The sequence below is a fragment of the Niallia oryzisoli genome (genome assembly GCF_043641075.1).
Taxonomy (GTDB): Bacteria; Bacillota; Bacilli; order Bacillales; family Cytobacillaceae; genus Bacillus_BD; species Bacillus_BD oryzisoli_A.
This window is the reverse complement of the sequence record NZ_JBHZRC010000015.1, coordinates 40,312-55,976: the sequence shown is the minus strand read 5'-3', so window position 1 is coordinate 55,976 and position 15,665 is coordinate 40,312. Positions and strand designations below refer to the sequence as shown.

The following is a 15,665-nucleotide window of genomic DNA, read 5'->3' as shown; positions in this document are numbered from 1 at the left end:
CGTAATTAGCTCCACTGTCCAATATGGTCTTTATATAATTCAAGCAATTCGTCTACTATTTGCGCAGCAATGTTATAAGAATTGATTAATGGATGAATCATTAATGCTTCAACTGCTTTTAAACGATTCTTTTCATTTATAGCTTCAACGGTTAATCTTTCAAAGCGCTTGATTGTTTTAATGAAATGCATTTGTAGCTCTGGTATGTCACTGATTTGTCTTGGAGAAACAATTCCTTTTTCGATATCACAGGTAATCTCAATGACATCATCATCCTGTAATTCTTTAATCGCACCGTTGTTTGGAACCATTAATGTCATTTTTGTCTTTTTATCACCATGGAAGGCTTTGATAAAGTTCAATGCAATGCCGGAATATCCACCCTTATCCGGCTGCTGAACATACTCCTGTAATGTCGGAACCGGGAATTCCTCTGGTCTTGTTTCACCTGATTCAATGGCAAAGTAGCTTCTTTCTCTTTCCATAATGTGTTTCATATAGATGTTGAAAATTTCATTCGTATCCTCTGGGTCCACTTCGTTGATACTAGCAAGCATTCTTTCGTTGATATCCTTAATCAGCTGTCCTCTTGCACCGCCATTTACTTCGATCGAGCGGATTACCTTATCATGATAGAAGAAGAAATAGAGATATTCGTTAGGCAGCTCGTTGCCAAGGATTTCAACTAATTCCTTATCAAACAGTCTCATATCTGTCTTTTTATATAAATCCGGATGGTTTAACAGCTCGTCCATCATTGGACGTCCATTCACCTTTGCATCACGATAGAAGGATAAATGGTTCAAGCCGTAGCAAGTAATATCGAACTCATCATGTGTTACGCCAAGCACTTCTTCCAATGTTTCGATAAAATGAGACGGGCCGTCACAGATACCGTAGACATTATCGAAGCCTTCACTGCGCAGCGCCTGTGTCACAAGTCCTGATGGGTTTGTAAAGTTAAAGATTAACACATTTGGATCTGCCAGTTCATTGATGATTTTGCAGTATTTTTTCAGCATCGGAATGGAACGAAGCGACATCGCAAACCCACCGACACCGGTTGTTTCCTGACCTAATAACCCATATTCCTGTGCGATTTTTTCATCCTGGAAACGACCCTTGTCCTGCTCCACACGTAATGTCGTAATTACATAATGGGCATCCTTTACAGCTTCCTCCACAGATGTCGTCGTCCAGAATTTCACCTCTGGGTCAATCGCATTGGCAACTGTTCTGGAGATGCCACCAAAAATTCGTAATTTATCTTCATTATCATCCATAAAAACAATCTCACTTATGTGTAAATCCTTTGCATTTGAGATTAATGATTTTGCTAAAAATGGAGAGCGAACTCCGCCACCGCCTAGTACAACTAGTTTTTTCATCCTCTATTCACCTCTGGTAAAAAGTCTATTTCTTTCATTAATAATTCCATTATTTCCTGTGACTGATTGCATCGAAGCATATCGTTAACAAAGCTCTTGTTGTTGGCCAGCTTAATTAAGTCTTCAACGATCGATAAATGTCCATTCCCTTCTTTAAGGGCAATTGTAATAATCAAATGCACCGGTTCGTCAAAGCGATCATGAAATTCGACCCCCTGATTCAAGGTCACAATACTCATTGAATTTTCAAACACGCCGTCTTCCGGACCTGCATGAGAGAGAACTACTCCTGGAGCAATGGACATATACGGTCCAAACTCCTCGAGATTGCTGATAATTTTCTCTCCATAGCTTTCTGCTACACAGCCATTTCTCAGAAGAATCCCCACGCCGCTGTTGATGGCGTCCTTCCAATGGTCTGCGGGTAGATTTACTTTTACAAATTCTTTGGAAAAATTTATTTTTACTTCTAATTGATTTGGTAGTGATTTTTTTTCATCACGATTTAATAGTTCAGTAAGCAAATCATATTTTAGCTTATAGATATCCTTTATTTCACAGGATTCCTGAATAACATTGACAAGCCGGTTCACCAATGCCACGTTATTCTCCGCCGTATAATTGTAGCTGACATTCAGCTTGTCCTTTAATTTTTCAATATCCTCTTTTGTGAGAACACTGTTGACTTCAATCACTTTCTTGCGGTCCAGCTTCGGTAAAGGGACCGTACTGACGATAAGATCGTACTTATTGACAATAGAATCGGTAATGTGTCTGACCGGTAGCGTATCAATCTCCCATATATTAAAAAGGTTGGTAAGGGATGCTGCTAAATATTTGGAAATCGCTACGCCTTCGACACAGACTACTAAGAGTTTCGGCCCTTCGGAATACTCCCGTAGCTTTTCCATCATCGAAGCAAAGTGGAGCGTTAAATAAGATACCTCCTGCTTATTTATATCGATATGATAGACAGCGTTGATTTTTTTACAAACCTCATTAAGATGGTAAAAAAGGTCTTGATGTGCTTGAAGTACTTCATCATAGAGCGGATTTTCCAATTTAAGCTGAAAGCGAATCCGATTCATCATCGGTTCGATATGGAGAAGCAATAACCTATGTAACTCCTCTCGTTTATCGGAAAAAGAGATTTGGTAATACTTTTCCACTTCCTTAATCAGCCTATCGGCAATCTCAGAAACACTTTCCTTTGTCTTTTGTTCCGTTTTAATCGTCTTCATACTGACGATAAAACTCATTAAATAGGCGATTTCTATTTCGCTGATTTCAACTTCAGCGTAAACGTTAGCCAATTTATTCAGGATATTTTCCGATACTTGATAACCTTCGAGGTCCTTAGCCTCCACCTTCCATTGCATCTCATTGTGTTGCAGAATCAATTTAGCCCGCGAACGGTTGATTAATCTCGTAAAATAAACCGTAAGCATTAGAAATGACTTATCGTCATACATTACATTTAATTGATCCTCAAGGTAAAGGATAAGTGATTTGATATACTCTAAATCCTTTCGGTTAAATAAATGCTTCAGGAGCAGATCCCCTAGCTTCGATGAGGTTTTCCCAACTTCAATATAATGATAGAATTCATGAATGTTCAGGCTGCTGCTGAACAGCTCGACAAAATCAAGAATTCGTGCATTTTCATCACCCGTAATATAAATTCCTTTCTTAGGAACACGATGAAATTGATAATGCTTGCTTTCAAAAAACTCGTTGAGTTCATTTGAGATATTGTTGATTGTCGTTCTCGATGCATTTAAGCTTTTTTCAAAAAAAGAAATCGGCATCTCCTTTTGATTGATTAAGATGTGCAGCGTCATGAACAGCTGGATTTCTTCTTTAGAAAGGATCGTTTGATAGGGATTATGCTCGGCAAGAAAGTTCGCTAACACCTTTCTTGTATTGTCCGTAACATTTAATTTCACACCCTTTAAATGATGCCTTTCTAAAAAATCAATTTGATTTTTGTTTAGGAACTCATCAATTTTTTGCAAATTGTACCTTACTGAACGATCCGAAGACTTGGTCAGCTCGGCTAACTCATGAACTGAAATGTAGTCCTCTTCTTCATACAGCTTGTTCAAAATCTGAGTTGCTCTCGAGTTTAGCATGGTATCAACCACCTCTTGACTTTATGTTACCACCAGGGGAAACCGCTTACAATATATCCAGATAACAGATTTCGTCCAATTCATTCGGAAAAAAATACAATTACGGTGATAGGAGATTATGAGAGTTTGAGGACGGGGGAGGGGGAAATGATGGAGTTTTTACTTAAGTAAGGAGGTTATGAGTGGTACTGGTTTGTGCACAGTTGGGGAATGTTTTTGATAAAGGGTTTCTTGGTTACCTTTTTCATGAATCATTTCTGTTTTCAGGCAGTAGATTGGCTTCTTAGTTCTCTTTTGTCATTTGCGAATCAGGATTCGGGCATCAGATGGCCTGCTTGATTCCCTATCAAGCCTGATAATTCCCGTTAGTCCTTTTCTTTCCTCCTTACGGGAACTATCAAACCCCGATAATTCCCGCTTACCTTTTTCGCTTCTCCTCACGGGCACTATCAAACCCTGATAATGCCCACTAGCCCTTTTCTTTCCTCCTCACGGGCACTATCAAACCCTGATAATGCCCACTAGCCCTTTTCTTTCCTCTCTACGGGCACTATAAAATCGCGATAGTTCCCGCTAGCACTCTTCCTTCCTCCTCGCAGGCACTATCAAACCCTGATAATGTCCACTAGCCCTTTTCTTTCCTCTCCACGGGCACTATCAAATCCCGATAGTGCCCGCTAGCACTCTTCTTTCCTCCTCGCAGGCACTATCAAACCCTGATAATGCCCACTAGCCCTTTTCTTTCCTCTCCACGGGCACTATCAAATCCCGATAGTTCCCGCTAGCACTCTTCCTTCCTCCTCGCAGGCACTATCAAACCCTGATAATGTCCACTAGCCCTTTTCTTTCCTCTCCACGGGCACTATCAAATCCCGATAGTCCCCACTAGCCCTTCTCTTTCCTCCTCACGGGCACTACAATGACCGCCATCCTTTAATCTCTCTTCTCTTTGCAAGCCCCTAAATAGATTAATTAACCCAGATTACCAAAGACACAAAAAGCACCCGTCAAAAAACGGATGCTCCCCATGAAATCCCTCTCGAATGCCAATTCCACGCACTCGCAATAATATCCTCTAACGTATACTCTGCTTTCCATCCAAGTTCTTTAAAGATTTTCTCTGAAGAAGCGACAAGTCTTGCCGGATCCCCTTCTCTTCGATCTGCCATGATGACATTCGCTGCTTTGCCGGTGACTTTTTCGCAGGTTTCAATTACCTCTTTTACGGAATAGCCTAACCCATTACCGAGATTATAGACAGAGGTGTCTTTTTTACCTGACAGTAAGGCATCGAGTGCTAGCATATGTGCTCTGGCCAAATCCGTCACATGGATATAATCACGGATGCAGGTACCATCTGGCGTATCATAGTCACTGCCAAAAACGGAGATGCTTTCCCGCTCTCCTAACAGCTGCTGTAGAACTAGCGGAATTAAATGTGTTTCCGGATGATGCTTTTCACCAATTTCAGCCGTTTCATAGGCACCTGCCGCATTGAAATAACGCAGCACGACATATTTGAAACCATATGCTCTCGCATAATCAGCCAAAATCTGCTCAACCATTAACTTTGAATGGCCGTACGGATTAATCGGATTCGTCGGGGTTTCTTCTGTAATAATTTCAACATTCGGAATCCCATATGTTGCTGCAGTAGATGAAAAAATGAATTTTTTCACATCGTATTTCTTCATAGCTTCTAGTAACGTCATGGTTGCTGCTACATTGTTTTGATAGTATTTCATCGGGTCCACAACCGATTCGCCTACCAGGCTGTTGGCTGCAAAATGCATAACCGCTTCTATTTTATATGTAGAAAATACGGAATCCAAATCCTTGGAATTTCCTAAATCCCCTTCAACAAAAACAGCTTTCTCATCAACTGCCCATCTATGCCCTGTTGATAGATTATCAAGCACCACAACTTCCTTTTCTTTCACTAATTCTTTTACCAAATGACTGCCGATATAACCGGCCCCGCCGACGACTAGGATCATAGGAACATCTCCTTTAAAAAACTCCAGATAGTACCATTATATCCCTTATAATTCTTGCCGTAAATTGATCGGAATTGCTTCTAGTAGACAACAAAAAACGCTGTAGACTATACAGCTCTTTGAACCGATTTATTCTGTTATATACAATTTTTGTTCCTTATAAAGAACTTTTATAGCGAAAATCGTTTCTTTTAAGGTATAATAATAGAAAGATTTGAATCTTTAAATTATATAGGAGTGATTATATGCCTTTAATTGCAATGAAGGAGATTACAACCCCACTTAAGCTAATCGGAATTAGATTATTTAAATCAAGCGAAGGGGAATATTATATAAAATTTTGGAACCGCTCAAGAAAAAAACTGTTCGGCTAACCTCATCGGAGCCCCTTTGCCTTGCGTAATTTCATAGTTTGAAAAATCAGAAATGTCAAAAGTAATAGAATAGTGTATAATTATGTGTGACAAATGTTAAACTAACATGCTGTAAGGAGAGAACCAATATGCCGTTAATCGAAATGAAGGAAATCAGTACGCCACTTAAACTATTTGGAATCAAGTTATTTAAAGCGAGAGAAGGCGGTATATATGTAAAGATAGGTAATCGTCCACGGAAGAAGCTGTTTAGTTAAAATTTCTATCCTTCAATTCAGATACTATAGAATTTCTATTTATACGAAATTCTATTACAGTTTATTCTAGCTCAATAATATTAAATCCTCATCAAATAGCCATGCACTACGCCGAAAAATATAGAGATAGAATTGCATAAATCCAGATAATCAAAACAATTGTACAAGTTAAAAGCATGAATCATGTCTTCATAAAAGACTCGACTTTAGCTTTCACGAGTTTTCCCTCTCACTCATAGCTTTCCTTATTATCTCACGCAAATAATATTGAACTGACTTGGTATAGACTCCATTTCTTCCCCTAATTTTTCATTACCATTGACTAAAATTATACTCCCGCTTTATTCACCAACCCACTTTTTCTTTTCCATTAGCAGACAGGATGGTTCCGGATAATTTTACAAAAGATGATAATATTTTATAGTAAGAAAATGATTTCTATTATTTTTTTAGTTTTATATAATAAAATAGAGTAACTTCAGTACATTTATGATCAAACCGATACTATGAACTGAACGTATGGAATTTTAAAGAAGGGATTATAAAATGAGGCGTAAATACTTTATTATAATTGGGATTGTTCTAGCCATTACGGCTATTACGGTGAGTTTCCTTCAGTGGAATAAAGAAGTAGAAACAACAACAGAAAAGGCAAAGAAGGAAATACAAATTGCTGAAAAGGAAGCTCAAAAGGAAACTGGAGAGGCAGCTAATGGTTCCGGTTCTAAAGGGGAAGTCCGCAATCAGGATGGCACTGAAGCCAGCAATGGGTCTACTAGCACTTCACAGGATGCGACCACTGCGTCTGATAACGGCCCAGCACAGGCTACCGACCCCAATCAACCAATAAGTAATCCAGCGGAAAGCACTACTGGCAGCCTTAATGGCGGAGTAGGAGTACAAGGAAATACTGGTGTTTCTCCATTTAATGGTACCTCTCTAAACGATATCAAATCCGCATACCGAACCATCTTCTCAGATCTTGAAATTCAGGAAATGAGCAGAGTGGACCAGTTAATGGTACAGGCAAAGGCTGATTATGTCAGCGGCAAATTAACTAAGTCGGATCTTACTGTGAAATATCAGGATGCGGCTGTTGCACTTGAACGCAATGCCGATCAGACGTTTAATACCGTTTATAACCAGCTGCAAATAGACTTAGAAAAATACGGTCACAGCCCTAGCGAGGCAGTTGAATTTAGAAGCGAATATCAAACGAAGAAGCAAGAGCGGCTGACGCATGTAATTAATGAATTACAAAATTTTTAAACATAAAAAGCACAAAACCTAATCAGGTCTTGTGCTTTTTTCATTTATTCCCGCTCCCTTATTAAGGCTGCATTTCCCACCATTTTAAATACGGATATGGATTGATTGGCTTTCCTTTAGGGTCATACATACCGAAATGAAGATGTGGGGGAAACCTGCCGTTTGTCCCTTCGTCCCCGTAGCCGGTATCACCTGCATATCCGATTACCTGCCCCTTTGAAACGTACTGGCCATTTTTCAGACCAGGTGGATATCCCATCAAATGGGCATAATAAAAGGTTGTCCCATCCTTTGCTTTAATTGTGATTCGATAGCCTCCAAGCGTGTTCCATCCATACCTTACTACCGTTCCTTCGACAGCAGCAAAGATTGGAACCCATTTTGGTGTCATAATATCGGCACCCTCATGCGTTCTTGATTGGCCGTTGGTTGAGAAGCTTCGGCTATTTCCGTAGCTGTCCCCAAATGGATCATAGGTTTCTTGAGCTAACGGGAAGATACCATCAGCAAACTGCTTTGGCGGTGTGATTGAAGGTTGAGTCGGAATCCGCAGCCTTTGGCCTGGCTTAACGATGTCTAGTAATAAGCCGTTTGTTCTTTTTATATCCTTCACAGAGCTTTCTGTTTTATGGGCAATCTCCCAAATGGAATCGCCTGCTTTTACAATATAGATAGGATCCTGTGTATGTAAGTGCTGCCCCGGGATGATGACATTCGACATCAAGTCGTTCCATGCTTTTAAGTCCTCCACCGTCACTTGGAACCGGCGAGAGATTGAAAATAAGGAATCGCCCTGCTTTACCCGGTAATGCTTTTCCTTTTTCTCTTCCTTGCTTAGTTTATAAACATCCAACACATGAATCATATTCTTACCTGCTTGCTGATCAAAACGAATGGGCTTTGTTAAGGGATAAGCTTTGCCATTTTTTTGCGCCTGATTAGAATCTGTTTCTAATTGAATAACATCATCCTGTTCACGGGTTAAGGTGATGCTTTTTCCTTTCCCTGTAACCTTATAGCCCATTGATTCAAATACTTGTCTGACAGATACTTCATGTGCCTGCTCACCAGCTTGAGCTTTTAGAGGCAGTAAAGCACAGATGGACACCGCTAAACCAAGCAGAGCCACCCACATTCCTCTTTGCTTCAAACCATCACCCTCCTTTTCTTTTCAATTAATATGCTTTAAAAAAGAAGGGGCTATGCAGTTTTTGTTCGCTAATAGTGAACTTTTTTAGCAAACAAAAAGGATGACCCTTGTGAGCCATCCTTTTTGTTTTGATAGTTACTTATTCTTCCCTGCCATAATAGTAGTAATAATGACTTTGGTTGACTTTTTTCTGATTTAAAACCGTACCTAGCAGCTTTCCGTTAGCGGATAATAGTAATTCCTTCGCTTTTTTAGCAGCATCTATTTGTGTTTCCCCACTTTTAACAACTAAAATAGTTCCATCACACCGATTAGCTAATATCTGTGCATCGGTAACGGCTAACACAGGCGGCGTATCGATTAAAATCATATCGAACTGCTCTAATGCTTCCCCTAATACATCATCCATTATTTTTGAACCGAGAAGCTCAGCTGGATTTGGCGGGATTGGCCCTGTTGTGAGAACGGATAGATTCTCTATCACTGATTCTTGGAAGCAGTCTTCAAGATCATTCCGTTTGGTCAGGACATTTGTCAGACCCTTATGGTTTTCCAGGTTAAACTTATAATGGATCGTTGGCTTTCGCATGTCAGCATCAATTAAAAGAGTTTTCTTTCCTTGCTGGGCAAACACAATCGCAAGGTTGGCAACGGTTGTTGACTTTCCTTCTCCTGGTGCTGATGACGTGACAACGATTGAACGAATTCCTAAATCAGATGAAAATTGTATATTGGTCCGAATCGTTTTATATTGTTCAGAAATAGGTGAACGAGAATTGAGAAAGGTGATTAAGGATTTTTTATTCGAAACCTTGTTTTTTTCCTTTTTATTAAACTTCAACCTTTGCACCCCGCTTACTGTTCATCGTCGTTGATTTTTTCGTTGATTTTCCGTCTTCCAGTTCAATGGTATTAACCGTTCCTAAGACTGGTAATTCAAGCAGCTTTTCAATATCCTGTTCATTTTTGATGGTATTATCAAGATATTCTAATAAAAAGGCAATTCCTACTGATGCCATTAATCCGACAACTAAGGCAATCGCCATATTTAATACCGGCTGCGGCTTTATCGGTGCAGGATTTTCCGGTAATTCGGCAGGTGTTAAAATATGAATGTTGTCAATCATCATCAGTGCAGAAATTTCACGCTGGAATACCTTTGCAATTTCGTTTGCAATTGTTACGGCCTCTGCAGGATCATGATTTTGCACTGCGATTGTGACAACCTGTGATTTCCCCTGTTGCGTCACGTTAACCTGATTGTTCAAGCCCTGTGCTGTTGTATCTAGGTCCAGCTCCTTCACCACTTGATCTAGGATATATGGGCTTTTCAAAATTACATTATAGGTTTCAATGTATTTTGCATCATTATCAAAGGACATACCGGCGATGGATGCTAAGGATCCTGCAGCCGCCTGGCTGACTAGAATCTGTGTGGACGCCTGATAAACCGGCTTTAAAAAGGAATAACTGACAACACCGCTAATGACGGTTGCAAGTACAGTTATAATGACTATCATGGATAATCTTTTTCTCAAAACAGCAAATAATTCTCGCAAACTTATCGTTTCTTCTTCCATTTTGCCCTCCCAATACTGTATGAAGTCAATTGCTTCTGAATCTTATGGTAAAAAAAAGAAGCAGCTGCTATCATTCTACAAAATAAGCCAAAAGTCGCTGTATTTTCCCAATAGTTTCTATTATAGTCGAAAAATATAAAAAACCAAAGACTTTCCTAGATGGCAATTCTGTGGTAATCAGTGATATTTTTCAAATAGTGCCTTTTTGAACGGTTGACTACATTTCGCAGAGAGTTTCCACCTTGAATTTACTCCACGTAAGGCTTCATGATTCCGTCTGATTTACAAATGCTATTATACTATAGTTCTACAAATCCCAACAAAAAAATTTTATGGTAATTCATCTTGTATGAGCCTTTTGATTTTAAATTTACAGAATAATGTTAAAATAACGTCATACTACTCGAAAGGTTGAATGGTTCATAATGAATGCAATGAAAATATACATGGTTCTGTTCTGCTTAATGATTGTCTGGGGCTTCAATGTCTCGATGGTGAAAACAATCGTTGATAACTGGGCTCCGATAACAATTACGTCATTAAGGATTTTCACCGCCTCGCTGGTAGTGCTTCTGATGCTCAGCATCACACGTAAGGTCCGCCTGCCCTCAAGAAAAGAGTGGGGATACATAGCCGCAGGATCGATGCTAAGCGTCGTTCTCCATCATTATTTCTTAGCCACTGGATTGTCCAAAACAACCGCGGCCAATGCCGGGTTGATTCTCGGGTTGGGACCCTTGTTAACCGTTGTGTTATCGATGATTTTTTTGAAAAAAAGACCGACAGCACTGACGCTATTAGGCTTCTTCCTTGGCGGTGTTGGTGTGTCCATCACCGTATTATTTGGTACCGGCACGATACACTCCATCAATCTAGGAGACTTTGATATCTTTTTGGCCATTTTAGCGCAGGCCATTAGTTTTCTTATTATCAATAAAGCCTCCAAAACAATGAATCCGGTTCTGTTTACCGGCTATATGCTGTTTTTTGGCTCTATTATTCTATTTCTCATCAGCCTAGGGATTGAGCCAAACGGCTTGGCAACCATTCCAGATGCCGCTCCGTCGCTATGGATTGTCTTCCTGCTTTCCGCTGTATTTGGAACAGGTGTCGGCCATGCAGTCTATAACTATTGCATCAGCCAAGTCGGACCGGCAGAGGCATCGATTTTCTTGAATCTAAATACCTTCTTCTCCATAGTAGGCGCGGCCCTTTTCCTAAACGAAGCCATCGTACCCGCCCACTATGCCGGACTCGTCCTCATCATCTCAGGAGTCCTCCTAGGCTCAGGAACACTAGAAGCCCTCCTGCTACAACGCCGAAACAAACAGATGATGATGTAAGAAGCAGAACAATGGTGTCAGGCACTGCAGAAAGACAAATGACCCTCATTTGTCTTTTTGTAGTGCCTGACACCGCTTTTAGACAGACACCTAGATTGGTTTTGGGAATAGGATGGAGCAAGTCTATTCTTAAGAGGTGATTGTATGGAGTTTTCATTGCCTACCGTATTAGCCGGGCCGTTCATTCGTAGAGTAGAGCCAACTCAGGTTTTTATTTGGATCGCGACAAGCTCTCGTTTTCAAATCACTGCAAAGCTTTATCATATGGTAAGAAAGAAAGAGCGCTGGAATGAAACGCTGCTTTCCACTCACAGTGACACCCGGACAATCCAATTTGGAGATAGATTGTTTGTCCACTTAATCAAAGTCACCCCAGCTCAAGGAACATTTCCTAAGGATTCATTACTTGGCTATAATTTATTTTTTGACAATGACCATGAGTCCTTTCATCTTGGGGACCTAAGCTTGCTTACCTCTGATAACCCCGCTTCCATTGTCTATGGTGATTTGAACTATCCAACCTTTTTCATGAACAGCCCTGAAAAACCATGCAGACTGCTTTTCGGATCGTGCCGTAAGCTGCACGGTGAAGGAGAGGACACGCTTGCAATCGGTGATAATCAGATTAACGAGCAGTTTGACTCCGTAGAAAACCGGCCTAGTGCTCTTTTTTTACTAGGCGATCAAATATACGCTGATGACGTTCCCGATCCAATCATCCGTGTTATTTCCCAGCTTGGAGAGCAATTAATGGGGCAGCGAGAGCCACTGCAGGAGTTAGACAGCCATCTAGCCAAAGAACCATTACGCACCTCCATCCGCCAAATCAACGGTAGACAGTTTATCATGGAAAATCTTTGTCATTTTACTTCATCCTCAGCTGATAATCATCTCATTGAATTCGGCGAATATGCTACCATGTATTTATTAGTGTGGAGTCCGGCACTCTGGGAGTCCGCCCATGAACAGAATCTTTTTGAATCCTTCGAGGAAGCTCTTGAGAAAAATCATATCCATCTTCATTTCCAACAGCCCGATCCTTCGCTCAACAAAAAGCAGCAGCAGGTCATCCAGCAGCTTAGGGACCGCTTCTACGAGCAGCAGGAGATTCTAACAACGTTTCAGCATTCGTTATACAAGGTGCGACGATTGATGGCGAACATTCCCTCCTACATGATTTTTGACGATCATGATGTGACAGATGATTGGAATATATCCGACGTTTGGATGAAGAATGTGGAGCAGTCACCCCTTGGCAGACATGTGGTAGCTAATGGACTATCCGCTTATTGGGCGTTTCAAGGCTGGGGAAATGACCCGGATGCGTTTGACCAGAAGTTCATCACCATCATAAACAACTATTTTCATACTTTTAGGGAAGGGAATATGCTTAAGAATCATAATAATTGGACAGAGCTCCTTTGGCAGGAACAGCAATGGCACTTTATTGCCCCCACCTCGCCGACTGCCGTTTTTCTGGATACGAGGACAAAACGGGAATACGCCCTTCAGCCAAAGCCAGTTAGTTTAGGAAAAATCATTGAAGATGCACCACGGCCACCTCAGCTGATTCATCGGAACGAGTGGCTGCAGGTGACCAAGCATCTGTATGACAGTGGCTGGCGTGCAGGCAGCCCGCTTATTGTTGTTTCCGCCACGCCTGTCTACGGCATGGGACTAATCGAATCCTTCCTACATGATTATGTGTACCCACTTAAACTTCTAGGGATGAAGGTCCAGACTACCTTTGATTTTGAGGCCTGGAAATATAACGGCAAAGGCTTTACTAGCTTCCTTGAGAGGATAGCAAATTGGGGACCGAATGAATGCATTATTTTTTCAGGAGATGTCCATTATGGAAGCTCTGTTTTTTCAAACGTTACCTTCCCTGACGGCCGCGAGCTGAATGTAAAGCAATTTACATCCAGTCCAATTAAAAACATGAGTTTTTCAGGTGCTTGGGGCGCTCTTTTAAAAATGGCTATTAAAGTAAACAGCGTAAAGAGAAAGAATAAGGATATTATTCGGTACTGCGATCTTTCTTATCGCATTCAAACAATTGAAGATAAGAAAACTGTTCCACAAACGTACCTTTGGAAGGATCAGCTTTGCTACCAGCCAGTCCAAAAAGAGGATATTATAGAAATGGAAAACCATCTCGGATTGCTTTCCTATACCGCAGGAGCGATCGAATATAAGCTATGCAAAATGGAGGATGAGGATATCTCCAGTATGTAGGTCCTCGGGATACCCTTCTGGAACTTATATCCAATCAATTCAGCATACCCTGTCTTATATTCGCATATTAGTTAATTTAGTTGTGTTTGCGTTTTGCCTGTTAGCTGGTGTGCTTCTTTTAAAAAGAAATACACCAGCTAACAGGATCTTTACTGTAGGAGATGATGGAATGAAATCAACACCTATATCCGGTCGTGAAAGGATTGTGACGATTGACATTATCCGGGGCTTTGCGCTGCTTGGCATTTTTCTAGTCAACATGCCTGCCTTCCATTCCCCGGCCTTTCTGGAAAGTCATCCGGACTATTCGGGCGTGAATTATTGGCTTGACCTGCTGTTTCAAATGTTTGTCCAAACGAAGTTTTATACGATTTTTTCCTTTTTATTCGGCCTCGGATTTTACATATTTATGAGCCGCGCAGAGCAGAAGGGGCTACAAATCAACAGATTATTTTCAAGACGGCTGTTTGCACTTTTGTTATTTGGGGTGCTCCACCTCGTTTTCCTTTGGTTCGGCGATATCCTGCATACCTACGCGATTACCGGATTTCTCCTGCTGCTTTTTTATAAAAGAAAGCCAAAGACGCTCTTGATTTGGGCCTTCAGCTTATTATTTGTATTCCATGCAATGGTTTCTGCACAGTTTCTTGCTCCTGCCTCTAAGCTGGAAACCATTAATACTGAGGCCGACCAAGATAGGGCGAGCATGCTCTCTGAATATGTTGATATGTATGAAAACGCACCGTATGGAGAGTTGGTTTCCTATCGCCTGCAAACAGAAATGGGTCGTGTTGCCGCAAACATTCCATTTACCATCATTACCGTATTGGCGATGTTTCTATTCGGCCTTTATGCTGGAAAAAAAGGAGTGTTTAAACCGGATTCACAACATCTGCCACTGATTAAAAAGGTTTGGTGGACGACGCTGGTTTTAAGCATTCCGCTCGTGGCTTTGTTGGCCATTTTTAAAACAGAAGTCATTGATGTGGGCGTTTACCAACAAAATGCTACCTACCTATTTACTAGTTTAAGTGGATTGACTCTATGCTTCTTCTATATTTCATCGTTGACATTGATGCTTCGCCGCGAGTTCTGGCAGAAGCTGCTCCGACCTCTTGGCTATACCGGGCAAATGGCGTTAACGAACTATCTTCTGCAGACCTTCATCTCGGTTGGAATTTTCCTTGGCCTCGGTTATTTCGGCAAAGTCAGTCTTGCTGAAGGAACACTGATTTGTCTCGCAATTTATGTTGCACAAACTCTATTCAGCTATATCTGGCTGAAGAACTTTCGCTTCGGTCCGTTTGAATGGCTGTGGCGGACCCTAACATACGGGTATATTCAGCCGATGAAAAAAGAGGAGAAATCCAGCGGGTTGAATGGATAGGGTACAGGTATGTAGCAGAAAATCTACCCTCCTGTGGTAACTTATGGTATAATTCATTTAATTTTATTCTTACTATTAAAATAGTACTTATAGTTATTTACGGAGGGGAACTATGAATAAATACAGACGCCGGAATACACCTGCCTTCACGCTGCTGTCTTATTTCACGCTGATTGCTGGTATTCTGTTATTTTGTATCGGTCTCTACAATGAGGAGTCCTTAGAGTTAAATGAAAAAGGCTATTATCTTGCGGTTATGATACTAGTGGCCGTCGGTGCGATTCTGACACAAAAGGTTACACGCGATAACTATGAAGATACTGAAATCATGGCTGAGCTTGAGCGTAAAAATCAGTCTTCGAAGATGGATTAAAGATTTATAGAGGTGCTAGCTCTTTAGTGAGAGTTGGTGCCTTTTTTGATGGGGCTTTCTGAAAATAAGGCATAATTCACCCTGCACCCGGAATAGGATAGGGTTGGGGCTTTTTTTACCAGCTGATAGAATCCTTATCCATCCTCTCCAAAAATCAGTCATCACGCCCTAATCATT

The 15,665-nt window shown here is 40.9% G+C and carries 13 protein-coding genes; 6 read left to right on the top strand and 7 right to left on the bottom strand.

Annotation, left to right across the window (positions count from 1 at the left end; genetic code table 11):
• Nucleotides 1-5: 5 nt before the first annotated feature.
• The 4 genes from ACHUFV_RS24380 to galE all read right to left on the bottom strand — a co-directional run bounded on the left by ACHUFV_RS24380 (nt 6) and on the right by galE (nt 5,517).
• Complete coding sequence (locus ACHUFV_RS24380; RefSeq protein ID WP_394238763.1) at nt 6-1,388, bottom strand: family 4 glycosyl hydrolase; 1,383 nt, start codon at nt 1,386-1,388, stop codon at nt 6-8.
• Nucleotides 1,385-3,520 carry a BglG family transcription antiterminator gene (locus ACHUFV_RS24375; RefSeq protein ID WP_394238761.1) on the bottom strand — a complete coding sequence of 712 codons (2,136 nt, stop codon included), beginning with the start codon at nt 3,518-3,520 and terminating at the stop codon, nt 1,385-1,387. Before ACHUFV_RS24375 ends, ACHUFV_RS24380 begins: the two co-directional genes overlap by 4 nt.
• Nucleotides 3,521-3,817: 297 nt before the next feature.
• Entirely contained in the window at nt 3,818-3,967 is a 150-nt protein-coding gene (locus tag ACHUFV_RS24370; RefSeq protein WP_394238759.1) for a hypothetical protein, read from the bottom strand.
• 560 nt (nt 3,968-4,527) lie between these two features.
• Nucleotides 4,528-5,517: a UDP-glucose 4-epimerase GalE gene (gene galE / locus ACHUFV_RS24365; RefSeq protein ID WP_394238758.1), complete on the bottom strand. Its 990-nt coding sequence runs from the start codon at nt 5,515-5,517 to the stop codon at nt 4,528-4,530.
• A gap of 502 nt (nt 5,518-6,019) precedes the next feature.
• On the opposite strand from galE, the gene ACHUFV_RS24360 reads away from it, so the two are divergent.
• Entirely contained in the window at nt 6,020-6,148 is a 129-nt protein-coding gene (locus ACHUFV_RS24360) for a hypothetical protein (RefSeq protein ID WP_394238756.1), read from the top strand.
• Nucleotides 6,149-6,694: 546 nt separating this feature from the next.
• The gene (locus tag ACHUFV_RS24355; RefSeq protein WP_394238755.1) at nt 6,695-7,417 is read left to right on the top strand and encodes a hypothetical protein; all 723 of its coding nucleotides are present in this window, start codon (nt 6,695-6,697) and stop codon (nt 7,415-7,417) included.
• A gap of 61 nt (nt 7,418-7,478) precedes the next feature.
• Here the strand turns inward: ACHUFV_RS24355 and ACHUFV_RS24350 are convergent, their stop codons facing one another.
• From ACHUFV_RS24350 to ACHUFV_RS24340, 3 genes are all read right to left on the bottom strand, one after another.
• Nucleotides 7,479-8,567: a LysM peptidoglycan-binding domain-containing protein gene (locus ACHUFV_RS24350; RefSeq protein ID WP_394238753.1), complete on the bottom strand. Its 1,089-nt coding sequence runs from the start codon at nt 8,565-8,567 to the stop codon at nt 7,479-7,481.
• Between the two features lie 139 nt (nt 8,568-8,706).
• Nucleotides 8,707-9,408, bottom strand: a complete 702-nt coding sequence (locus ACHUFV_RS24345; protein WP_394238752.1) for a CpsD/CapB family tyrosine-protein kinase — start codon at nt 9,406-9,408, stop codon at nt 8,707-8,709.
• Nucleotides 9,398-10,147, bottom strand: a complete 750-nt coding sequence (locus ACHUFV_RS24340) for a YveK family protein (protein ID WP_394238751.1) — start codon at nt 10,145-10,147, stop codon at nt 9,398-9,400. Before ACHUFV_RS24340 ends, ACHUFV_RS24345 begins: the two co-directional genes overlap by 11 nt.
• Before the next feature lie 425 nt (nt 10,148-10,572).
• On the opposite strand from ACHUFV_RS24340, the gene ACHUFV_RS24335 reads away from it, so the two are divergent.
• From ACHUFV_RS24335 to ACHUFV_RS24320, 4 genes are all read left to right on the top strand, one after another.
• Nucleotides 10,573-11,490, top strand: a complete 918-nt coding sequence (locus ACHUFV_RS24335) for a DMT family transporter (protein WP_394238749.1) — start codon at nt 10,573-10,575, stop codon at nt 11,488-11,490.
• Nucleotides 11,491-11,634: 144 nt separating this feature from the next.
• Complete coding sequence (locus ACHUFV_RS24330) at nt 11,635-13,728, top strand: metallophosphoesterase family protein (RefSeq protein ID WP_394238747.1); 2,094 nt, start codon at nt 11,635-11,637, stop codon at nt 13,726-13,728.
• A gap of 82 nt (nt 13,729-13,810) precedes the next feature.
• Nucleotides 13,811-15,115, top strand: coding sequence for a DUF418 domain-containing protein (locus tag ACHUFV_RS24325; protein ID WP_394238745.1), 1,305 nt, complete (start codon nt 13,811-13,813; stop codon nt 15,113-15,115).
• A 112-nt stretch (nt 15,116-15,227) separates the two neighbouring features.
• Nucleotides 15,228-15,488 carry a YiaA/YiaB family inner membrane protein gene (locus tag ACHUFV_RS24320; RefSeq protein WP_394238743.1) on the top strand — a complete coding sequence of 87 codons (261 nt, stop codon included), beginning with the start codon at nt 15,228-15,230 and terminating at the stop codon, nt 15,486-15,488.
• The last annotated feature ends 177 nt before the right edge of the window (nt 15,489-15,665 follow it).